Genomic DNA, 21,636 nt, shown 5'->3' on the forward strand with positions numbered 1-21,636 from the left:
AAAACTAAATTTGCCAAAATTTGGAGGTTTTAAAATATTTGCATTTTGATTTGTGATTTTTATTTTTTATTTTTGCATTTTGCATTGACCTGGATAAACAGCATGCTGGAAGAAACTCCTGTGAACGAATTATGTCCAGGGTTAAATTTAGAAAGTAATCAACTTCTTGATGAGGGATATTTTGAGGGGAATATTCACAGATGTGGGACTTCACTCGTACCTGAGGGCTTCAATGGGATCCAATCGAGAAGCTTTGTAGGCGGGATAGACGCCAAAAAATATTCCCACCATTGCGGAAAAGCCAAAGGCGACGAGAACAGACCAAAGGGTAACCTCACTGGGTACAAATCTATTGAGTAAAAGGGAGCCACCGGCACCCAGCGCAATTCCAATTATGCCCCCAATCATGCTCAGGGTCACCGCCTCGATTATAAATTGGATCATTATATCAAAAGTTCTGGCTCCAACAGCCTTGCGAATTCCAACCTCCCTCGTTCTTTCTGTCACCGAGACGAGCATGATGTTCATAATGCCAATTCCACCCACGAGAAGGGATATACTCGCGATGCCTCCCAGCGCTAAGGTGAGGATTCCCATCATGCTCTGAAAGGTCCCTAGAATCTCCTCTTGAGCTAGAACGGAAAATTCGTCGGGACTGAGTCTTTCGGATAAAATTTTCTTGATTTCAATCATAGCCTCATCAAGATCATCGGGATGAGTTGCTTCCACGAGAATTAGCCCCACATTCTTCACTCCGAAGAGCATCTGGCCAACTGTTATGGGGATCCAAACCTGATCATCGAGGTTGATCCCCATCATACCACCTTTACGAGTCATCACTCCCAGTACGGTGAATTTTTGTCCGGCCAAACGAACTTGCTTTCCAATGGGATTCGTTCCCTCAAAGATATCCTCAGCCACGGTTGCCCCTAAGGTACATACCTTTCTTGCCCTATCGACCTCCAAACGCTCAAAGAAACGGCCTTGAGCTGTGGGGAAATTTCTCACCGGAACATAGTCATGGGTGGTGCCCAATATCTGAGTGGATCTCGAGCGATTTCCAAACTTTACCATGCCCGCCTCCTGCAAAAGGGGAACCGCTTTCCTCACATGAGGAGCCCTCCGAGGAAGGATCTGTGCATCCTCGTAGGTAAGTTTGCCAATTAAGCTACTTATGGCATGCCCACCTCCGGGGCGCATCTCTATTTTGCCCGGTAAAATCATTAATATGTCAGAACCCAGCCCCATGATTTCCCGGGAGATATCGGACTGAACACCGATTCCAATGGAGACCAATAAAATCACCGCAGTTACCCCTATGATTACCCCGAGCATTGTCAGACCGGAGCGCATTCTATTTGCCTTAAGAGCATCCAAAGCCACTCGGAAGCTTTCCAAAACGGAGACCCGTCTAAGGATGTCCATGATCACAACCTCTTGCCTTTACTGTACTTTGGCAAAATTTAAATTTCTTTGTCATTTTTCGTTTTTCGTTTTCATTTTTCGTCGGCGATTATCTTCCCATCCAAGATTTGAATGATGCGCTGGGCATGTTTAGCTACATATTGCTCGTGGGTGACCAAAATTATTGTTCTGCCCTCTTCGTGCAGCCGTTGCAGTATGGACATGATCTCCGATCCCGATTTAGAATCGAGATTTCCCGTGGGTTCATCGGCCAAGATGAGCGAGGGGTTATTGACAAGTGCTCTGGCAATGGCCACCCGCTGTTGCTGCCCACCGGAAAGCTGTGATGGTCTGTGGTCTAATCTATCACCTAAACCAACAGCTTTAAGTGCCTCTTTAGCGTGTCTTATCCTCTCCCCTGTGCTTATCCCCGCATAAATAAGGGGTAGTTCCACATTCTTTAGAGCGGTGGCACGGGGAAGCAGATTAAAGGTTTGGAAGACGAAACCGACTGCTTCGTTTCTGATCTTCGCCAGCTGATTATCGCTTAGGTTCCTGGTATCGAGATCATGAATGACCACCGAACCCGAAGTTGGTCTGTCAAGGCAACCGATTATATGCATCAGGGTAGATTTTCCAGAACCCGATGGTCCCATGATGGAAACGAATTCTCCCTCTTTTATCGAGAGGGAAATCCCCCTAAGAGCGGGCACTTCAACTTCATCGAGCTTATAAATCTTGACTACGTCCTTCAATTCTACCAGCACAGTTTCCCCTTCTCATCGAAGAGAGACGCGACTTCCATCCCGAAGTTTCTTAAGGCCGCTTATGGCCACACGCTCCCCTTCCCCTAAGCCCCGGATGATTTCATAGGAGGTTTCCGTGGAAATACCGGTTGTCACATCACGCATCCTAACTATGGAATCCTCAACGACGAATACTACTCTTTCCCCCCTCCTTCTCATCACGGCTTCGTAGGGAACGATGAGTACATTTTTCTTACGGGATTCAATGATATCCGTGCTCCCATTCATTCCAATTCGTAAGGGAATACTGGTGGGTTCTAGCTCGATTTTAACTGAGAATGCGGTTCCTCCCGTTTGAGTAATCTTTGAGGTCGCACTGATCTCCGAAACTCTTCCTTTAAAAGTCATTCCCGGATAAGCATCCAATGCAACCTGGGCCAATTGACCGACCTCAACTAGGGCGATATCCGTCTCATCCACATCCGCAGCAAAATAGATCTTGCTCAAATCATAAATTGTGAATATGGATTGTCCCTGGGTAATCGTCGAGCCCACGGCAACCTTGCTGCCATCCGTACCCATCGCACCGATCAATTTGAAGTTCAATATCCCTCCCATGGCTGCCTTTATGATGGCATTCTCCAAATTTGATTTGGCCTGGAGATAGGAAGCGTGAGCCCCATTGATTTGAGCATCCGCCGCTTCTAAATCCTGACCCCTACTCGCCTGCTTCTTCAGTTTCTCAAGATTTGCCTTCGCGGAAAGGTAAGCAGCCCAAGCTTCGTCCTTTGCAAGTCTCGTGGAGTCGGAGGGGGCATTATGGTAGTTATTCTCGGCGATGAGATAAGCCTGCCATGCCTGATTAACCTGAGCCTGTGCTGCCTCCATCTCCGTGGAGGAGGGAATGCTCTTTAAAAGATTATCTTTCTGTGCCTTAGCATTGAGATAAGTAGCCCAGGCTTGATCAACCGCAAGCTGAAGCTGTTCCCTATCGAGCTCCAACAATACTTGACCTTCTTGAACCTCCTCTCCATCCCTAACTGGGAGCTTGCTTACGGTTCCGCTAACCTTCGAGCAAACGTCGATTTCATCGGCTTCCAATTTACCCGAGGCGGAAATCGATTTTAATATCTCTCCTCTCTTGACCTTTACTGCCTTTACTTCGATAATTGCTCTCCTCGCCTGAGCTAAATACCAAGCTCCCATTCCCCCAATAAAAAGCAAAAGGCAGATCAAAATGGCCCAATTCCTTCTCCCCATCTGCTCCCACATCCGCCTCTAATCCAGAAATTTCTCGCTCTCCAGCCAGTATTTGACCAAACCAATGAGACCATTTTCCCAAAAAATCCTAAGCATCTCTTGTGTCTTCTGGCTCCTAGCGAGTTTGCTATCATAAACCCTCCGCTTAAGAGGATCCGAGAGAACTCGATAAGCCTCATTTAACTCCTGCATCCTCCTCGTTGCCCACCGCTTCTTTTCCGATGGTTGCTTATCCGGATGATACTTCATGCTCAGAGCCTTATAAGCCTTCTCTATTACCTCAGGAGAGGCGCTGGGATGCACTTCCAAAATCTCATAATAATCCCGTGATCTTGTCTTTTTCATCAAATTAACCTCTGGGAGAAATCCTCCAACCACACGTGGAGCTAAAATATCACTCCTCATTGTCTTTTGCAATGTGATCCGAGCATTTGGTTACAAATTTCACCATTTATTAGCATAGCACGACTTTAAAGGGTTGCAATTGCCCGATGTTGTTTTAGAAAGGTTGATCTTTTGCCGATAAGAGAGGTGATGCCCTTTCTCAAGATTGGAGCTTAAATGTCAAGAAAAAGCCATGACCACAACTCAGATAAATGGGGTAAAAATTCAATTACGGAGACCCGTCCGAGGAAAAAGGCGGAAAGAATCTTCGATGAGCTCAACGCCAAATACTTCAAGGGTAAACTCAAACCCATCCCCATACTTCTGGCTCAAAAACACGAGTATAAGGCACTTATATTCTATAGACCGTATCCTCACATCCTACTCTCCAAAAACTTTTTGAAGACATCAACCGAAGAAGAAATACGTCAAATCATCCTGCACGAGATGATCCATTACTTTCTCTACTTTTTCAATATAAGCGATTCTTCTTCAGTTTTGATCGGGCACAGTGATAGGTTCAAGAGAATAGCCAATATTCAAATAAAGTTTAATGAAACAAAAATAGTAGCCCCAATGGGGCTATAGTAGCCCCAATGGGGCTGCTGGTGACGCGTTCTGTGGATTGATAAGTCATTTGGCTACAATTCAACCGTAAGACAGGTGAGCGTGCGCCAAACACCATCGATCTTCTGGATCTGATCCATCACCAAGTGACCACAGGCACTGAAGTCGGTGGTATCGACGTGAACGATTACATCAAAAGGACCAGTGATCAAATCAGCCATCTTGACTCCAGTTAAGTTCGAAGCTTTCCTGCAAACTTCAGCTGCCTTGCCCGGATAAGTTTGGATAAGAACGTAGCCCCTCATTTCCTTTTCACCCCCTCCGGTTTGCTTTATTGTTGCCTTCTCGATCAACGAAAAAATTCCTCCTTTGTGAAAATTTTATTTTTAAATTTTTCCCTATATGCCGGCACCGTGATCATCGGCGGACGTTTAATATCCTCTACTCGCTTCGGTTTAAGATAGAGATTTCGCCTATCCTGTTGTACCAATTTCATACTCTTGCTGATTTCTTGGAAGAGGTGCAACTTGCCTCTCCCCTCCAACCAATGCATGCCACCTGAACGATGGCAAAGGACATCTCGCTGAGGTCGCTTAGCTCTCGATTGCGGTGAATCAGTTCCATGAGGTCAACCTGACCGATCACCGGCAAACCAAACTTTTCGGATATATCGATCAAAAGCCCTATTTCCACACCATAGCCGCTATAGAAACCGACCTGGTCCAGTACCTCCCTTCTCCCCGCGCATTGACCAGAAAGCGGTTGCACAAGACCGGAGAGGATTGGAAAGAAGGTATTGATAAGCAAATGTCTCCCTTGGACGCTTTGTATATGACGGTTATTACCATCTCCACCGTTGGATTTCGAGAGATCGCACCCTTATCACCCGTGGGAAAAGTTTTTACCCTCTGTTTAATTATTGGAGGAGTTGGAACGGTTATTTATACTCTGGGTATAATTGTGGAGTTTTTAGCTGAAGGACATCTGACTAATACCAATCCCTCAGCCTCTACAGTCATTGAAGCCGGTGATAAATTAGTGGTAATGGGAACAAAGGACCAACTGGAAACTCTGCAGGCTTTAATATGAGAACTGCTTTGTAAAGTTATGATAAATTTGGGAATATCATTTACTACGCGCATCGCCCAAATTAAAAAACCGGGATCTTTTAAAGGAAGAGTCTAAGGCTTGATGTGGAGATTGTCGATAATATCCTCGGGAGTGTTGAATTTGGTGTTTGAAGATAAAACGAAGTTTATGCCCAGATATTACTGTACAAAGCTTTATTGCCAATACTTCTCGGTGAATAAAAATGGTTGTACCAGAATTAAATGTATCTTCCCCTCGCAGATAAGGGATGAGGTCAAGCGGTTAATGGATATAGAGCAGAAGCAAAAAGAAAGTAACCTGAAATCTACGCTCAAACCAGAGAAGTTTTTGTAAAATCTTCATCAAAAACAAAAAGATCGAAAGAGTTAAATATCCGAACTCTTCGATCTTTTATTTTCCCCGAGTTTGAATAAGGTAGAAAATGGTAGCGGGGGGCGGATTTGAACCGCCGACCTCCGGGTTATGAGCCCGACGAGCTACCAGACTGCTCCACCCCGCGTCGCCAATATAAAATATAGCACAATTTTCCCGGGTTGCAAAGCGTCAGGGCAGGTCGGACAAATTGTTAAGATATTTTAACAGATATTTTTGAAGGAAAATGACGCTAGCTGCAGAAACTATTCTAAAAGGCTCCTGAACAGGGATTTACAATGAGGAGCCTTTATCGTGCAAGGGAGAATAACTAATTTTGAAACGATTCTTAAGATATGAGATTGGGAAACTAAAAAATTTGGCTTAGGTGTCGATTAAGAATATAACGGGCATGAATCGTGAAAACATCTGCGGGATGTGAAAAATGAAAAGGGGATTCAGATTCATCGCACTTTTAATAGTTCTGACGTTTATCTCGTCTCCATGTAGCCAAGTCTTTGCGGATCCACAACCTCCTCAACAGGAAATGGATATCCCAGCCATTCAACGGGCAATAATTGACAAGCAATTGGAAGTGGAGCGAGTAAAGGCTGAGATAAAAGCATTGGATGTAGAGCTGGAGATAGCCATCGAAGCTTATCTGGGTATTCAGCAGGAATTGGAGAAAACTCAACGGGAATTGCAAGAAGCGCGCTACAGGCTCGAACAAACCCAGCGGGAGTTTGACGCTCAAAAGGACATCTTAAACAGGCGAATCAGCAACATTTACAAGCATGGCGATTATGATGTCTTAGAGATCCTGCTAAACACAAAAAGCTTTACCGACCTTCTGGTCAGACTCCGCTTTTTAATAATAATAGGACAGCAAGATGCAGATATCCTGGCAAAACTCCGCAGACAGAAGGAAAAAATAAGGAAAATAAAGATGGAATTGGAGGCATTAAAACAGGAACAGCTGCAAGTTCGCCTCCAATTGGAAGCGAAGAAAACGGAGATCGAAAACAAGCTCGCCGAGCGAGAGCAATACTTGGCCAATCTCAATGCAGAAATTCAGAGATTGATTCAGGAAGAAGATGAAAGAAAGGCCCGTGAACAAAGGGAGCTTCTACAGCAGCTCCTCCAACTGGGTATAAATGGAGGTATAACCATTGAACCCGGAACGGTGGTCCATACGGCCCTGAAGTATCTGGGGATTCCCTATCTTTGGGCAGGAGATGGTCCCGAAGAGGGTTTTGATTGCTCGGGTCTGGTTATGTATGTATTCACCCAACATGGTGTCACACTTCCCCACCATAGTGCCACTCAATTCACCATGGGAACCCCCGTGGAGATAGAGGAACTTCAACCCGGAGATGTGGTATTCTTTGGAAATCCCGTCCATCATGTGGGTATATATATCGGAGCTGGTTACTTTGTACATGCCCCGAAAACTGGAGATGTGATCAGGATAACCAGACTAAGCGAACGCTTGGATTATGCCGGGGCACGCAGATTCCCAGCAAAACCCATTCCGCAACCTCCCCTTGAATAATCCATGTCCAATCCGCCCAGCCTGAACAACATCATCCCCTGGAAAATAAAGATATTTATCTTAAAATGAGTAGAGGGGATTTAATTGAGGGATTTAATTGACCTCTGTTTGAACACCGCCTCTGTATTAGGAGCAAGTTACACCGATATACGAATCGTCCATAACGAAAGGGAATCCATAACCCATAAAAATGGCAAGGTCGAAGATATTTCCGTCTCAAGTGACTCTGGTTTCGGCGTACGCATGCTCGTGAATGGAGCATGGGGATTCGCCAGCAGTTTTAAATTAGAACACCTGGAGATAGAGGAAATAACCGCACTCGCCTTTAAAATCGCCAAGGCGAGTGCCCTGGCAAAGAAGGGAGATGTAACCCTGGCTCCGGCAAAACCCATCCAAGATAGATATAAAACCAACTTGGTCCTGGATCCCTTTAAGGTCCCTCTGGAGAAAAAACTAGAGCTTTTGTCCGCTGCCGAGGGCATCATGAGGAAGAATCAAGGGGTAAAAATCTCTCAAGCTTCCATGGACTCGTTCAAAAAGGAGCAGATATTCGCCAATAGTGAGGGGAGCTACATCGAACAAGAGATTACCTTCTGCGGCGCTGGAATCATGGCCATGGCCATAAGGAATGGAGATGTGCAAAAGAGATCATATCCAAACTCCTTTAGAGGACAATTCGCTACCAAAGGTTATGAATTCATAGAGTCCCTGGGGCTTAAGGAAAATGCAGAACGAATTGCCGAAGAAGCCGTGGCCCTCCTTTCCGCGAAGGAATGCCCGAATACCACAACCACACTCATCTTAGATGGGTCCCAGCTCGCCCTGCAGATTCACGAATCCGTCGGTCATGCAATAGAGTTGGACAGAATCCTTGGGATGGAGGCGAGTTTCGCTGGAACGAGTTTCTTACGCCCTGATCATCTCCGCACCTACCAATATGCATCACCTTTGGTAAATATCACAGCCGATGCCACCATTGAAGGGGCATTGGGGACATTCGGTTACGATGATGAGGGAGTGAAGGCTCAAAGGATTGAAATCGTCAAGGAAGGCAAACTGGTTGGTTTCCTCACCTCCCGTGAGACCGCCGCAATTCTAGGTCAAGAAAGCAATGGCACCATGCGAGCGGACGGATGGAACAGGATCCCCCTCATCAGGATGACCAATATCAATCTTGGACCTGGAGACAGAAGCCTCGATGAGATCATCGCAGAAACGAAGGAAGGTATTTTCCTTCAAACAACCAAGAGTTGGAGCATCGATGATAAGAGACTGAATTTTCAGTTCGCCACGGAAATTGGTTGGGAAATCAAAAATGGCAAGCTAAAGTCGATGATTAAAAATGCAAATTATACTGGAATTACACCACAATTTTGGAGCTCGTGCGATGCCATCGCCAACAGAGATCACTGGCAGGTGTGGGGGACGCCTAACTGTGGTAAGGGAGAACCCATGCAGGTTATAAGCGTTGGACACGGTACATCGCCCGCAAGATTCAGAAATATCAGGATTGGGGTGGGGAAATGATGACCCGCGATGAAGTTGCCAAAATGCTCTCCAGGACATTGGCGTATTCGGAGGCGGATCAAACCGAAATAGTCTTAGTGACCAGAGATTTTTCACTTACCAGATTTTCCAACTCCCACATCCATCAGAATGTGGTGGAAAGGAACATTAGGCTCACGGTACGTGCGATAGTGAATAAGAAAATTGGCTGCGCCGATACAAACTCGCTGGATGAATCGTCCATTAAAGAAACGGTGGATTTGGCGCTGCAAATCGCCAGGCATAGGTCTTCAAATCCCGACTTCGTCTCTCTGCCTGAAAGGGTCAAAGTACTTGGGGGCACATCCTTTGTTGAGGATACTGCAAGAGTGGACCCCGAAGAGCGAGCGCAGGCTATATCGGTGATCATCTCCAAAGCCTCAAAAAATAATCTGATTGTAGCGGGTGCTTTTAGCACTGGAGCGATCACAGTTGGAGTGGCCAACTCCTTGGGGGTTGAAGCCATAGACCAATTAAGCGAAGCTTCTTTGAGCGTGGTCACGATGTCCGAAAATAGTTCGGGATATGCTGATTTCTTGAGCAAAGACGTGAAGGAAATAAACCCAGAAGCCATAGCGGATATCGCCATCGAAAAGGCATTGAGGGGCAAAAATCCAATATCCATCGACCCGGGAATCTACAGTGTGGTTTTAGAGCAATCCGCCGTTGCCAATCTCCTCGGCTACTTAAGCTTCTGCGGATTGGGGGCTCTTTCCGTTCAGGAGGGGCGGAGTTTTATGTGTCAAAAATTTGGTCAAAGAATTACAGGGGAAAACATCACCCTGTGGGATGATGCCTTGGATGAGAGAACCTTGGGACTTCCCTTCGACTTTGAGGGGGTACCGAAGCAAAAAGTCATACTCATAGAAGATGGGATAGCCGAAAATGTGGTCTATGATTCGTACACAGCGCACAAGGAAGGCAAAAAATCCACTGGACATGCCCTTCCCCCTCCCAATATCCACGGACCACTGCCTTCAAATCTATTCCTTGAAGTGGGAAATTCCTCCTTACAGGAGATGATCTCCTCCACGGAAAAAGGAATTCTGATCACGAGATTCCATTATCTAAATGTCGAAGATCCAGTGAAAACCATCCTAACCGGCATGACCAGAGATGGCACCTTCCTCATCGAAAAAGGCAAGATAAAAAGGGGAATTAAAAATTTACGGTTCACTCAAAGCATTTTGGAAGCTTTATCCAAGGCGGAGATGATCTCCAAAGATCTCAAATTAAAGGGAGATTCCTTCATCCTTTGCTGCGTGCCCGCCCTAAAACTGAGCAAATTTAACTTCACCGGAATTACCGAATCATAAAATTTTCCCAAAATTTAAAGGTAAAAGTATTAATAAGATACTGCTCGGTGTCGGACACCAGCTACAAAATTGGACTTATTTTAGTAAATTAATCGTTTTAAATTGCATGTGATTGATTGCGAGTTCAAAATGATGATCGGCGTGCAAGAGAACGCAATCATTCTCCTTGGCCAGTGTTGCAATGATGATATCAGTTGCCGGAATTGTAATTCCCCTTCTCCTGAGATGAAAGAAAGAATGAGAAGCACGGAGCCAGAGAGCATTCGGAGTAGGTATGAGTGCTAAATGAACGATTCGGTTCGTTAATTGATAGTCCATTTGTGACGGAAAAAATAGGTGCGGGTCCTGCGGCCTTTCGAGGCGAGTTTTTGCAGACAATCCTCACAAATTACCCAAACTTGATCGCCATTCCGAGCCCATAAATCCATCCCCGATAAATATTTCAATTGTTTCCCACAATATTTACATCTCGCCGGCTTCATTTTTCCCCTCTCTGAAGACAAAGATGATTATTCTTTAATCATATCGGCTAAAAATAAAAAATATTTAACCCGGGAATACATTTGAGGAAACTGGAGGGGAAGAGATGAGCTTCTGAGCTGGTTAAATGGCGGCTTCGCTGACCATCTCTTTTATCACCATGAGCTGGGTGCGATAGGAGCGCTCCATCTCATCCAGCTTCATGGTCACGTAACGAACGGCTTCTTCCAACTGTGGGATGAGGACGTGTTCCAAGGCATTGACGCGGCGACGAGTCTTTTCTATTTCTAAAGCTAAGAGCTCTACGGCTTTTTCGACCTCTGCTAATTGGATCATCAACGGTAGAGCTTCATTGAAGGTTTGCAGAGCATCATCCAAAATCGCAGGAGTGGTACTCAAACCGTAGCAGTCAAAGGTTCCCTTCTGCTGCAATTCAATTTGTGGCACAGCCACTCCCATCAGGGTCTTCTGTAGGATATCAACGGAGACTTCAGCATGGGGATAAAGTACAGCTTCTTCTATGACTTCGATGGCAACCTCGGATCGAGCAAGGGCGAATAGTAGATAAGCCTGAATCAGTTTCTCTTCCACTTCCTGTCGAAGGACACGATTTCTGCGAATGAGGATAAAGAACTGCTTCATCAGCTCATCCAACTTATCCTTAAGGAGCTTATGCCCTCGCTTGGCGATCTCCGTTCGCTTTTTCAATTTCAATAATTCCATCCGGTTCGGATTGACTTTAATCGCCATAATAACTCGTCCCGCCTCATAAGTCGGTAGTGGGAAGCGGGAGTGGGTAACAAACTCCCGACCTGGTTAGCTGCTGGCTACCTTTTTAACGAGGTACTTGCTCATGTATTTCTCAACGTACTCATCGCGTACTCTCTTGAGCTCTGCTCTGGGTAGGACGGAAATCAGCTCCCAGCCGAGATCCAGGGTTTCTTCGATGGATCTCTCCTCGTATTCCCCCTGGCGTACGAACTGATCTTCAAAGGCATCGGAAAAATCGGCGAATTGTTTATCCGCCTCAGATAAGGCGGCTTCTCCCAGAATGACGGCAAGTTCTTTGGCTTCCCTCCCTCGAGCATACGCGGCAAATAACTGATTGGAAATGTCGGAGTGATCCTCTCTGGTCTTTTCGGGACCGATTCCCTTCTCCTTCAACCTTGATAGAGAGGGTAATACATCGATTGGGGGATAAATGCCCTTACGGTGAAGATCTCGGCTCAACATGATCTGCCCTTCCGTAATGTAACCAGTTAAGTCGGGGATGGGATGGGTCTTGTCATCCTCGGGCATGGTGAGAATAGGAATCTGGGTGATGGAACCCTTCTTCCCCTTGATGCGACCGGCTCGCTCATACATCGTCGCCAGGTCGGTGTAAAGATAACCTGGATAACCCCTTCTTCCGGGAACTTCTTTTCTGGCAGCGGAAACCTCCCGAAGAGCCTCGCAATAGTAGGTCATATCGATCAGGATCACCAGGACGTGCATGTCCAAATCGAAGGCGAGATACTCCGCCGCCGTCAAAGCAACCCTAGGGGTGGCGATTCGTTCCACCGCTGGATCGTCCGCGAGATTGATGAAAAGCACCGCTCTTTCAATTGCTGCGGTCCTTCGGAATTCAGTGATGAAGTAATTTGCCTCTTCAAAGGTGATGCCCATGGCGGCGAAAACCACCGCAAATTCCTCTTCCTTCCCCAAAACTTTACTTTGACGAGCTATCTGAGCTGCAATTTGTGCATGAGGAAGTCCAGCGCCGGAGAAAATTGGGAGCTTCTGACCCCTAACCAGAGGGTTCAATCCATCAATGGCTGAAATCCCGGTTTGAATGAAGTCCGTGGGATAATCCCTAGCATATGGGTTTATAGGGCTACCGTGAATATCCATTCTCTTTTCGGGAATGATCTTGGGACCTCCATCGATTGGTCTTCCTAAGCCGTCAAAGATTCTCCCCAGAATATCGCGGGAGACAGCGAAATCCAATCCCCTTCCCAAAAACTTCACCCTGGTCTGAGTGATGTTTAATCCCTGGGTACTCTCAAAGACCTGGACCAGAGCCGTTTCCTTGGAAACCTCCAACACATTTCCCAGACCCACGAATCCATCGGGAAATTCCAGCTCCACAAGTTCCCCATACTTTACATCCGTCACTTTCTCCACCAAAAGAAGGGGTCCCACAACATCCCGAATTGTCAGATACTCTTTGGGCATATCAACTCCCCCCTCCACGAGCCATCTCACCTACGGGGGTGGGGGCCTTGAGCTCGGAAATTACCTTTTTCTCAAGCTCATTGAAGGTCTCCAGCTCATCCTCTGAAACATATTTGGCCCTGGCAATTTTCTCCCTCACGGGAGTATTTAAGATATCCTGCAGGGGTTTGCCATCCTCCAGAGCCTGCAAGGCTTGATGATGGAAGGTCATGATCAACTTGAGCATCAAGTACTGCTTCTTAAGGGAAGTGAAGGTATCATCCATATGATACGCATCTTGCTGCAGAAAATCCTCTCTAATGGATTTGGCCGTTTCCATGACCACCCGCTCATGGGTGGATAAGGCCTCGATTCCAACGAGCCTTACTATCTCCTTCAGTTCGGATTCCCTTTGTAAAATTCTCATGGCCTCGCCATGTAAATCCCTAAAGTCCGGTGATATCTCCTCCGACCAATGTTCCTTTATCTTATCCAGATACAAAGAATAACTGATGAGCCAGTCGATTGCCGGGAAATGCCTTTGGTAGGCGAGCCAGTCCACCAATCCCCAGAAGACTTTGACGACGCGCAGGGTATTTTGAACCACGGGTTCGGAAAGATCGCCACCGGGTGGAGAAACGGAGCCTATTACGGTGATGGAGCCCTCACGATTTTTGCTTCCCAGACAGACGACTTTCCCTGCCCTCTCATAGAAAGCCGCGAGCCTCGTACCCAGATAAGCCGGGAAACCTTCCTCTCCAGGCATCTCCTCAAGCCTTCCCGATATTTCCCTTAAGGCTTCGGCCCATCTCGATGTGGAATCGGCCTGAAGAGCAACGTTGTATCCCATATCCCTGAAGTATTCGGCAATGGTGATTCCGGTATAAACGGATGCCTCCCTAGCAGCTACGGGCATATTTGAGGTGTTGGCGATCAAAACCGTTCGCTTCATGAGGGGTTGTCCAGTGTACGGATCGATGAGCTCGGGGAAGTCTATTAAGACCTCGGTCATCTCATTCCCTCGCTCTCCGCAGCCGATGAATAGGATTATCTCCGCATCCGCCCATCTTGAAAATTGATGTTGAATCACGGTATTCGAGTGCACAACCCACCCAAAACCACCGATAAAGTTATGTGTTTTGGGCACTGTGAAATCAAACACAGGTTTAGGTATATCATTAATTTGAATTTCTTTTATTTCATCTAAATAAACATGATCTAGCGCGTTCCTCAAATTCAAAAGATTATTTACAGTAGATTCCCATTTAAATCTCAGATTGTCTTCTTTGGAAATAACCACCCACTTGTTGGAAATGGTGTTGACTAGTCTCTTGAATTTTTGTGTTGGTATTCTTCCAGTCTTTCGATAAGCTGTTATATATATTCCATTTCTCTCAAGCTCGATGGTTTTGATTCGAAGATCTTTAAGTAGGATTCCAAGTACACTGCCATCCACAGGAACGGAATCTATTCCTAGTTTGCTAGACTTTGGTAAATTTACCATTTTGTAGACAGCTTCCGTTCTTTTCGCACCAGAGATAGGCTTGATCAAATCTAAGAGTTTAGTACAATAGTCCCTCGCTGGGACGGTAATACGGTAAATAATATTACCCTTTTCCGTTCTTCTTCTATCGATTCTGTAAATTATTCCAAGTCTTAAGAGAAGATGAGAGATGCCGAGTACCATTTTATTGCTCATAGTCGGAAAATAAATCTCATTTCTATTTATTGATCCATCGCCGTGGAAGAACCCTCGTAAGAAAGCACAGACAATTTCCGTATCTGCATTCATTATCTGCTTTGGCACTTCAATGGTTATTTTTTTCGCCTGACCAGGAATGGTGCCCATTATCTTTGCAATAAATCGAGCTAAAACTCTGCTGCTGATCCTGTAATCTTCCCCTTCCTCACAAATCATGCACTCTAACCCAAATAATTTGCGACCTAAATAAGCAAACATCTTTAAGACAACTTCATCGGTATTTCTAAAACCAACATAATCGAAGTCGATTGTACCATCAGAAGCGACTAACCCTAAGAATTCGGCAAAGTCTTCGTCAATTTCCTGAGGAATTTTGACCATTTTGTAAGAAGTCTTCCCCGTGATTGTCTTTAGAGTCAAGGAAGTTACATCAACACCAGCATATTCAAATACTCCTTTGGTAACTCTTAAGGATGGATTATTACGCCCTACAATGTAGCTCCGCAGGGAGTCAACGGATATATCCAATTTCGAGGCCACTTCAAGAAGTTTCTTCTGCTCATCTAGCTCAACCAACGTCCTCACAAGAATGTCCAAAACTTCTTGATCAGCTACATAAATTGTTGGATCATCGCTTAGAATTTCAAATGCGTTTATCTTGGCTTCTTGGCCCTGTACATTGATAACTCTAGGAACTACAATCCTATCTCCTACCTTGAGTTCAGCCGCCTTGACCCTTCGGATTTTCCAGTCATTCCCTACTACGTGATATTCATGCATCTCGGTGGTCTCAGATATCCTGCCGCTTCTGGTAGCGACTTTGATTGTCCTTGGGGAAATAGCTGAATAGAGCAAGTTGGGCTTCTGTGAGGCAAAACTAATTCCATCAAAAGTAATTACCTCTGGGAGGCTTTCGGATTCTATAACACTTTCAAGTGCTCCTCCATCAAAAAACATGACCTGCTTTTCCACTAAAGAATGCCTGCCATAAAGCTCCTCTATGGAAATTATTTCTCCATCGGCAAGCAATACAGGGGTATCTCCTGAAACACACTTGCCACTGCCGAAGGGTCCGGGGACGCAGGCTGTTCCGCCTTTAGCTACGGGGAAGAAGGCATCCACCACCCGTTGTCCCGTTACCAATGGGATATCTGGGGGTAGCTTTTCCTTATAGGGACGGGGTCTTCTAACGGGCCATCTTTGGAGCATTTTGATGGGATGCTCTTTGCCATCCTCGGATATCACGATGGCCACGGTATCCTCTACGGTAAACTCGCCCGAATATATTCCCTTGATCGTGCCTTCTATTCCCGGTGGGACCATGATGCGGTGTTCAATTATGGGAGTCTCCTGTACCACGCCTATTATATCTCCGGGAGAGACCTTATCGCCGGAGGAAACCTTGGGTACAAAGGTCCACTTCCTTGTCCTATCCAAACCCGGCTCCTCCACACCGCGAACCACGAAATCACCGATTTTGCTTCGGATGATATCCAGGGGACGTTGCACTCCATCATATATGGATTGAAGAAGCCCAGGTCCAAGCTCCACACTTAGGGGCTCACCGGTGTCATAGACGGGGTCTCCGGGACCCAATCCCACGGTCTCCTCATAAACCTGGATGGATGCAGTATCTCCCCTGAGTTCGATGATCTCCCCCATGAGCCTCTGATGACCCACTTTAACCAGGTCATACATCTTTGCACCCTCAAGGCCCTCGGCTACCACGAGGGGACCCGATACCTTTATGATCCTGCCTTCCCTCATTACTTATCCTCCTCGCCTTGGTGCCTCATCCTAGCTTTAGTTTCTATTCTTCACCATTTTTTGCCATTGGACAAGGTGCAAAAGCGCAGAGGCACCAATTATTCTTCCTCTTCTTTGGCCAGAATATCGACGCCAACCGCCTTTTCCACTATTCTTCTTAAGCGTTGCAAACCCAGACCGACGCCCCCAGTGGTTGGCGGTATCACCACCATCGCTGGTTTGAGCTCTTCCGCAACCTCTGCGAGCAAATCCTTTATCTCCAGATATACGGGCTCTGTGACGAAAAGCACGCCATAATCCCGATCTTTAATCCGAAGCCAAATATCCCTTGCTTCCTTCATATCCACAACGGGATAGGCGTCCAATCCCAGAGCCGTGAACCCCAAAACGGATGTTTTATCTCCAATTATGGCTACCTTAGACATATAGGTCTCGAATCCTTTCCCTTATTTTATCCCTGGGCACATTATTTAGCCTTCCGGTGAGGATTACCCTCACCATATTTACCTCACTCTCCTTGGCTAAGATGTAACCTACAATCGGCTCCAAACCCACGGGGACATATTTCGCCTTCTTGGCGTGATTCAAAACGAAATTATCAACCAATTTATCGAAAGTGGACAAATCAACCTTCTTTTCCTCCCTGAATACTGCTCTCAAGAGCTCAGCGTGGGGAGTATTCTTCAACCGCTCTAGTAAACTATCTAAGGGTTCCTCATAAAGGGCGATGAATATTTCCCTGTCGATTGAACCATTATCGAACAGAGCTTGGGAAATAAAATCCTTCTTCCTCCCCAGGTTTTTGGCTCTTAAGAAAGTTTTGATATTCCCCAGGTCTATAAATATTTTGACCAAATCCTGTAGAAAATCATTTCTTTGCGAGACGGCCAACCCATGCAACAGTTTATAAAGCTCCCCATCCAGGACGATGTCGATTTGCTGAGAATCCCTTTCCTCTTCGAACCGATGCATGGCCTCTTTTACGGCTTGGCGGTAAACTTCAGGTAATTCATCCACCATTCCCTGCTCGATTAAATCCCTCGCTCTTGGCACATCCAGGAGTCCCAGATGGGACCAGATATGCTCTCTAGTTTCCTGCTTATACTTGGTCTTAAGGATGACTTTTAAATTGTGGAAATCATATCTCAGCCGAAAGAATGAGATTATATTGCGCTCGCGAGTTAACTCATTCAAAAAATCGTAAACTTTAGCCAAATACTTATGGAGAGCCTCTTCGATATCGTCAATCGTCCGCACGTTCTCAAAGAATCCCCCATAATCGGTCTCCGCCAATATCCGCAACTGGTCGGAGAAATCATCCGCCTCCACCAACCTCTCCACCCTATGGCGAGTGAATAGTTTATTCTCAAGTACCTTTATCCTCCCAGTGGCGACACCATATTTTATTGGATCAATAAAAGCTTTTAACCTCACCTTCGTCCCTTCGCCCCTCGTCCTTCGCCCTTCAACCTTGAACTTTCAACCTCTCCAAAGAGTATTTTTAATACTTGGGGCTCTATTTCCTCTCTCAGTGTTTCGAGCAGTGCAGGGAAAGAGTTATTCGCCTCGATTTTATCCGACCTAAGGATAAAACCACCTCTTATATCCCTCGTTTCCTCAGCTAATTTTAAGTTGCCCTTCTTGCCTTGTTTAACTAAGATAGAATTTACCTCTTCCACAAAATTGTTGGTGATTCGCTCCCTATCGCGGGGTGAGAGGATGATTTCCTCCTCTCCCGTTGTCGCTGCATTTACTATCATTTTTTTCAACAGCTCTTGATATTCCTTGGATGGGAGAGATAAGAGTTTGTCCAAAGCTCCTTTAAAGGCAGATCCCACAGCATCTTGTTTTTGAGAGAGGATGGAATTGCGCGATTCCAGCCGAGCCAGAGATAATATCCTTTTCTTCTCCTCCTCAGCCTGAGCCTGAGCGGTGGCAAGAATTTTAGATTTTATGGATTCAGCTTCCCTTCCCGCCGACTCCAGGATCTCATCCGCCTTCGCCTTCGCCTCATCCCTTATGTAGCTGGCGTCTTTTTCAGCATCGCTTTTGATTCGTTCGATTATTTTCTCTATGGGCATTTGGGAAACCACCGGTTTCTTTAGATTATATACCCGCTTTTATGGAGAGCAAAAGAAGGATGGAGATTATCAACGATAATGCGGCGTAAGTTTCCACCAAGGCGGGAAGAATCAATGCTTTACCCGCTTCCCCTATTCTTTTAGCAACCATGCCCGCGGCACCCACCGCGGTCAATCCCTGATAAATCGCCGAAACCAGACAAGCGAAACAAACGGGCATGCATGCGAGGAAAATTTGAAATCCCTGAGGGGATGTTAATTTACCTCCCTCTCCACCAATGAGAAAGAAGAAGACGACCAAAACGCCAGTGATGAACCCGTATATTCCCTGGGTTCCAGGTATGGCACAAAGGGGAAGAAGCCCTCCAAATTTTTCAGGGTCTTCCACAAGTATTCCAGCTGCGACATTTGCTATGTAGGTGATGCCGATTGAGGAACCAATCCCTCCCCCAATTGCCGCGGCTGCTGCCCCTGCAAGAGCCCAATGAAATCCAGACAATCCCAAAATCATACCTTCTGCCCCCTTTCACTTTTTAAAGAATAAACATACCCCTCCTTCATTTTATAAAATTCTCAAAAATTTTAATCGTACTTGAGGACCAAATGCTTGGTTTGGAGCTTAAAAGGCTCGAATTTGCGACCTCCATCGGAGTAAAAATACTTAAAGAATTCCACATACTGAAGCCTGAGTGGATGCACGAAGGCGCCAAGGAGATTTATCACCAAATTGAAGATATGCCCAACGGCCAAGAGTAGAACCATAAGGATGATCCCCAAAAAAGGTATTCCCAACAACATCCTCCCGAGCATATTGATGACCCAACCAATTAAAATCGTCGCCAGACCTAAAGCCATAAGACGAGCATAAGAAAGAAAATCTCCTATAAATCCGGTCATTCCGTAAAGGCTATATAAGCCGCTTGCGAATCGCACCAGGGCACTTCTTGAAGATTTGCTGAAAAGTCCGACCAATATGGCAAAGCCGATCAACTTGAGAAAAATACTCGAGGAGTCGCGACCGGAGAGGAGGGTTAAAACCCAGCCACAAATGGAAACCAGGAAAAAGATGGAAAATACTATGCCCCAAAAACTTCGCAGAGCTTTGCCCAACTTTTCACCCTTTATGCCCTCACACATCTCACGCCATAAGGAGCAACAATTGCTGAAATACCTGCCTTGAAGGAAGATAACGAGCAAGATTCCAAAACCCACCCCCCACATAGCTTTTGGATAAAGATTTTTGAATACCGGTGATGAGGTCTTGGTCATTTTCTCTCCTAGCCAACAAGCCAGCCATAGAAGTACAGCGGGTAAAAAGAGAAAGGTGGGAATCTGATCGAAGACGACATCTTTTATCCTTTGATTTCTAAGATTGTTGACGGCTTGGAGGATCACCCCGAAACAGACATGGATGATACCCAATGCGATGGAGAGAAGCAAGAACACCTGAGCATCATTGACCGGATCGATGAGGATTAATCCTTTCAAGAAAGAAGGCAAGGAAGCAACATCTATGCAAAAATAACTGCCCGTAAGCACCCCGACGATCATGGAGGCTATCCCACCATAGGCGAGTAGGTGAAAGAACCTCTTAACGTTCTCGCTGACCTCCAATTTCTTGCTCACCCACCAACATGCGAGTGCCAACATCAAGCCATACCCCACATCGCCCAGGCAAATCCCAAAGAAGAGGAAGAAGAACGGAGCAAGATAAGGAGTGGGGTCAACCTCATTGTAATCGGGGAGCCCATAAAGTCTGGTGAGAACCTCAAAGGGTCGGAAGATTGGTTTATTTTTTAAAACTATGGGTGGCTGCTCGCCCTCGATGGGATCGGTGAAGGTTACCTCTATTTCCTCCGATATTTGATTTATTTTCTCCTGAAATTCAGGCAAGTGCTCTGCTTCCACCCATCCCTCGATCATGAAAGCTTCCCTGGTATTGGCAAAATTCGCCTGAATTTCGGCTTTCCTTCGTTTATTTTCAAGAAAGTCATAGAGGACTAAAAGGTCGGGTTTCAAGTACAGCAAATCCCTTATTTTTTTGACGATGGCTTCCTTCTCCCTTTCCAACGCGCTGCATTCTTTCTCAATGCTTTCGATTTTCTTCCGAGGAGTCTTTTTCAAAGCGGGGAGAAAGACCTGGCGAAAACCATGTTTCTGAAGGATGCCATAGACCTGATCGGAGTGCCTCTTCAAGAAGATGAGGAGAAAATTTGAATCCCTAAAATCCTGGCTAACTAGGGTTAACTCACTTTCCACCACATTTTCTTCCAATTCCCCTTGCAAATCTGGGAATTCGGGCGTGGGGACCTGTCCAATGAGGATCACGGTTTGTGCAGTCTCCCCGAGATCGCTCAAGTTAAGAGTAAGAGACAACCAGGGCAGAAGATCCTCTTTCAATGCTTTAAGCTGGGATATCTCGTTACGAATGTGGGCGAGTTGATTGTCAAAATTTTCACATTCTTCATAAATATCATTAAACTCGATTTTATCCTCAATCTCATTGAAACTGGTCCAGGCGACCTTGACCTTCTCCTTGATTAAACCGAATAAAAATCCCCCTTTTCTTTCCTCAAAATCCGCCAAAAAATCGAGGACAAATTGCACCTTGGAGAGGAGAAGTTCCAGATGTCCCAAATCTGGCTGGTAATCGACTAGGAGAGGTTCCCAATCGGTTTCTGCAATCTCCTCCCTTAAATTCATGATGTGTAGCAAGCCCTGCTCGTTTAAAGTATCAACGAGCACTTGCCTTAAGGAACTATGGGCAACAAGATAAACTTTTTTCATCTTCACTACAGCCACTAGGAAACCAACCTTTCCGCGATGAGATTTATCGCCTTCTGCAAATTCTCGCCGGCTACCTTGCTGATTTGCCTTCTTTTCTCCTCCGCCTCTTTCCTGATTGAGAGGGCTTCTTGCTCCGCTTTTTGCTTTATTTCTTCTTTTACTTTTTTGGACCTTTCCTTCGCCTCTTCTCTCGCCTTCTCGATGATTTTGGTGCCCTCACGGCGAGCTTTTTCTATAATCTCCGCCGCTTCTTGTTTGGCATCTTCGATTAGTTGGTTGGCCTTCTGTTCAGTTTCACGGATGACCTTAAGGCGTTGGAGCATCATCGTCACTTTAAGAAAATGCTTTAAAACCTGCAATTTTGCAAAGTCGAAAAATATATTAACACCAA

General features: G+C 45.8%; 20 protein-coding genes, 1 tRNA gene and 1 pseudogene. 6 read left to right on the top strand and 16 right to left on the bottom strand.

The genetic code is table 11. The annotated features are described in order from the left end of the window. Positions 1–210 precede the first annotated feature (210 nt). The 4 genes from QMD66_06345 to QMD66_06360 all read right to left on the bottom strand — a co-directional run bounded on the left by QMD66_06345 (position 211) and on the right by QMD66_06360 (position 3,755). Entirely contained in the window at positions 211–1,425 is a 1,215-nt protein-coding gene (locus QMD66_06345; protein MDI6822459.1) for an ABC transporter permease, read from the bottom strand. Positions 1,426–1,496: 71 nt separating this feature from the next. Further along, positions 1,497–2,168 (bottom strand): ABC transporter ATP-binding protein, encoded by a 672-nt coding sequence (locus QMD66_06350; GenBank protein MDI6822460.1) that lies wholly within the window; start codon positions 2,166–2,168, stop codon positions 1,497–1,499. A gap of 15 nt (positions 2,169–2,183) precedes the next feature. Continuing rightward, complete coding sequence (locus QMD66_06355) at positions 2,184–3,356, bottom strand: efflux RND transporter periplasmic adaptor subunit (GenBank protein ID MDI6822461.1); 1,173 nt, start codon at positions 3,354–3,356, stop codon at positions 2,184–2,186. A 72-nt stretch (positions 3,357–3,428) separates the two neighbouring features. After that, positions 3,429–3,755 carry a DnaJ domain-containing protein gene (locus tag QMD66_06360; GenBank protein MDI6822462.1) on the bottom strand — a complete coding sequence of 109 codons (327 nt, stop codon included), beginning with the start codon at positions 3,753–3,755 and terminating at the stop codon, positions 3,429–3,431. A gap of 216 nt (positions 3,756–3,971) precedes the next feature. On the opposite strand from QMD66_06360, the gene QMD66_06365 reads away from it, so the two are divergent. Continuing rightward, positions 3,972–4,382: a SprT-like domain-containing protein gene (locus QMD66_06365; GenBank protein ID MDI6822463.1), complete on the top strand. Its 411-nt coding sequence runs from the start codon at positions 3,972–3,974 to the stop codon at positions 4,380–4,382. A 53-nt stretch (positions 4,383–4,435) separates the two neighbouring features. Here QMD66_06365 and QMD66_06370 read toward each other — a convergent pair whose 3' ends face one another. Beyond that, positions 4,436–4,714: an Lrp/AsnC ligand binding domain-containing protein gene (locus QMD66_06370; protein MDI6822464.1), complete on the bottom strand. Its 279-nt coding sequence runs from the start codon at positions 4,712–4,714 to the stop codon at positions 4,436–4,438. A 139-nt stretch (positions 4,715–4,853) separates the two neighbouring features. Beyond that, on the bottom strand, positions 4,854–5,168 hold the full coding sequence (locus QMD66_06375; protein ID MDI6822465.1) for a hypothetical protein: 315 nt from the start codon (positions 5,166–5,168) through the stop codon (positions 4,854–4,856). A 9-nt stretch (positions 5,169–5,177) separates the two neighbouring features. On the opposite strand from QMD66_06375, the pseudogene QMD66_06380 reads away from it, so the two are divergent. Together QMD66_06380 and QMD66_06385 are read left to right on the top strand one after the other, a co-directional pair. Further along, positions 5,178–5,348: pseudogene (locus tag QMD66_06380) on the top strand (potassium channel family protein). Between the two features lie 246 nt (positions 5,349–5,594). Beyond that, complete coding sequence (locus QMD66_06385; protein ID MDI6822466.1) at positions 5,595–5,804, top strand: hypothetical protein; 210 nt, start codon at positions 5,595–5,597, stop codon at positions 5,802–5,804. 89 nt (positions 5,805–5,893) lie between these two features. Here the strand turns inward: QMD66_06385 and QMD66_06390 are convergent. Next, positions 5,894–5,970 (bottom strand) — tRNA-Met (locus QMD66_06390). Between the two features lie 297 nt (positions 5,971–6,267). On the opposite strand from QMD66_06390, the gene QMD66_06395 reads away from it, so the two are divergent. From QMD66_06395 to QMD66_06405, 3 genes are all read left to right on the top strand, one after another. Continuing rightward, positions 6,268–7,374 carry an NlpC/P60 family protein gene (locus QMD66_06395; protein ID MDI6822467.1) on the top strand — a complete coding sequence of 369 codons (1,107 nt, stop codon included), beginning with the start codon at positions 6,268–6,270 and terminating at the stop codon, positions 7,372–7,374. 84 nt (positions 7,375–7,458) lie between these two features. Beyond that, complete coding sequence (locus QMD66_06400) at positions 7,459–8,901, top strand: TldD/PmbA family protein (protein MDI6822468.1); 1,443 nt, start codon at positions 7,459–7,461, stop codon at positions 8,899–8,901. Next, complete coding sequence (locus tag QMD66_06405; GenBank protein MDI6822469.1) at positions 8,898–10,235, top strand: TldD/PmbA family protein; 1,338 nt, start codon at positions 8,898–8,900, stop codon at positions 10,233–10,235. Before QMD66_06400 ends, QMD66_06405 begins: the two co-directional genes overlap by 4 nt. A 603-nt stretch (positions 10,236–10,838) precedes the next feature. On the opposite strand, the gene QMD66_06410 is transcribed toward QMD66_06405, so the two are convergent. The 9 genes from QMD66_06410 to QMD66_06450 form a co-directional block, all read right to left on the bottom strand. Then, positions 10,839–11,465: a V-type ATP synthase subunit D gene (locus QMD66_06410; GenBank protein MDI6822470.1), complete on the bottom strand. Its 627-nt coding sequence runs from the start codon at positions 11,463–11,465 to the stop codon at positions 10,839–10,841. Between the two features lie 66 nt (positions 11,466–11,531). Beyond that, on the bottom strand, positions 11,532–12,929 hold the full coding sequence (locus QMD66_06415; protein ID MDI6822471.1) for a V-type ATP synthase subunit B: 1,398 nt from the start codon (positions 12,927–12,929) through the stop codon (positions 11,532–11,534). 1 nt (position 12,930) lies between these two features. Beyond that, the gene (locus QMD66_06420; GenBank protein ID MDI6822472.1) at positions 12,931–16,377 is read right to left on the bottom strand and encodes a V-type ATP synthase subunit A; all 3,447 of its coding nucleotides are present in this window, start codon (positions 16,375–16,377) and stop codon (positions 12,931–12,933) included. 98 nt (positions 16,378–16,475) lie between these two features. After that, positions 16,476–16,802 (bottom strand): V-type ATP synthase subunit F, encoded by a 327-nt coding sequence (locus QMD66_06425; protein MDI6822473.1) that lies wholly within the window; start codon positions 16,800–16,802, stop codon positions 16,476–16,478. Next, positions 16,795–17,811 carry a V-type ATP synthase subunit C gene (locus QMD66_06430; protein MDI6822474.1) on the bottom strand — a complete coding sequence of 339 codons (1,017 nt, stop codon included), beginning with the start codon at positions 17,809–17,811 and terminating at the stop codon, positions 16,795–16,797. Before QMD66_06430 ends, QMD66_06425 begins: the two co-directional genes overlap by 8 nt. Beyond that, positions 17,808–18,458: a V-type ATP synthase subunit E gene (locus tag QMD66_06435; protein ID MDI6822475.1), complete on the bottom strand. Its 651-nt coding sequence runs from the start codon at positions 18,456–18,458 to the stop codon at positions 17,808–17,810. The genes QMD66_06430 and QMD66_06435 overlap by 4 nt, the downstream gene beginning before the upstream one ends. 25 nt (positions 18,459–18,483) lie before the next feature. Beyond that, positions 18,484–18,969, bottom strand: coding sequence for a V-type ATP synthase subunit K (locus QMD66_06440; protein ID MDI6822476.1), 486 nt, complete (start codon positions 18,967–18,969; stop codon positions 18,484–18,486). 71 nt (positions 18,970–19,040) lie between these two features. Further along, on the bottom strand, positions 19,041–21,260 hold the full coding sequence (locus tag QMD66_06445) for a V-type ATP synthase subunit I (GenBank protein MDI6822477.1): 2,220 nt from the start codon (positions 21,258–21,260) through the stop codon (positions 19,041–19,043). After that, positions 21,260–21,571 carry a V-type ATPase subunit subunit G family protein gene (locus QMD66_06450; protein MDI6822478.1) on the bottom strand — a complete coding sequence of 104 codons (312 nt, stop codon included), beginning with the start codon at positions 21,569–21,571 and terminating at the stop codon, positions 21,260–21,262. Before QMD66_06450 ends, QMD66_06445 begins: the two co-directional genes overlap by 1 nt. Between the last annotated feature and the right edge of the window lie 65 nt (positions 21,572–21,636).

The sequence above is a fragment of the Actinomycetota bacterium genome (assembly GCA_030018275.1).
Lineage (GTDB): Bacteria > Actinomycetota > Aquicultoria > Subteraquimicrobiales > Subteraquimicrobiaceae > Subteraquimicrobium.

Bases quoted from the DNA above. Each gene is read 5' to 3' on its own strand.
- QMD66_06345 (MDI6822459.1), bottom strand. From the start codon at position 1,425: ATGGACATCCTTAGACGGGTCTCCGTTTTGGAAAGCTTCCGAGTGGCT.
- QMD66_06355 (MDI6822461.1), bottom strand. From the start codon at position 3,356: ATGGGAGCTTGGTATTTAGCTCAGGCGAGGAGAGCAATTATCGAAGTA.
- QMD66_06360 (MDI6822462.1), bottom strand. From the start codon at position 3,755: ATGAAAAAGACAAGATCACGGGATTATTATGAGATTTTGGAAGTGCAT.
- QMD66_06365 (MDI6822463.1), top strand. From the start codon at position 3,972: ATGTCAAGAAAAAGCCATGACCACAACTCAGATAAATGGGGTAAAAAT.
- QMD66_06395 (MDI6822467.1), top strand. From the start codon at position 6,268: ATGAAAAGGGGATTCAGATTCATCGCACTTTTAATAGTTCTGACGTTT.
- QMD66_06405 (MDI6822469.1), top strand. From the start codon at position 8,898: ATGATGACCCGCGATGAAGTTGCCAAAATGCTCTCCAGGACATTGGCG.
- QMD66_06410 (MDI6822470.1), bottom strand. From the start codon at position 11,465: ATGGCGATTAAAGTCAATCCGAACCGGATGGAATTATTGAAATTGAAA.
- QMD66_06415 (MDI6822471.1), bottom strand. From the start codon at position 12,929: ATGCCCAAAGAGTATCTGACAATTCGGGATGTTGTGGGACCCCTTCTT.
- QMD66_06420 (MDI6822472.1), bottom strand. From the start codon at position 16,377: ATGAGGGAAGGCAGGATCATAAAGGTATCGGGTCCCCTCGTGGTAGCC.
- QMD66_06425 (MDI6822473.1), bottom strand. From the start codon at position 16,802: ATGTCTAAGGTAGCCATAATTGGAGATAAAACATCCGTTTTGGGGTTC.
- QMD66_06435 (MDI6822475.1), bottom strand. From the start codon at position 18,458: ATGCCCATAGAGAAAATAATCGAACGAATCAAAAGCGATGCTGAAAAA.
- QMD66_06440 (MDI6822476.1), bottom strand. From the start codon at position 18,969: ATGATTTTGGGATTGTCTGGATTTCATTGGGCTCTTGCAGGGGCAGCA.
- QMD66_06450 (MDI6822478.1), bottom strand. From the start codon at position 21,571: ATGATGCTCCAACGCCTTAAGGTCATCCGTGAAACTGAACAGAAGGCC.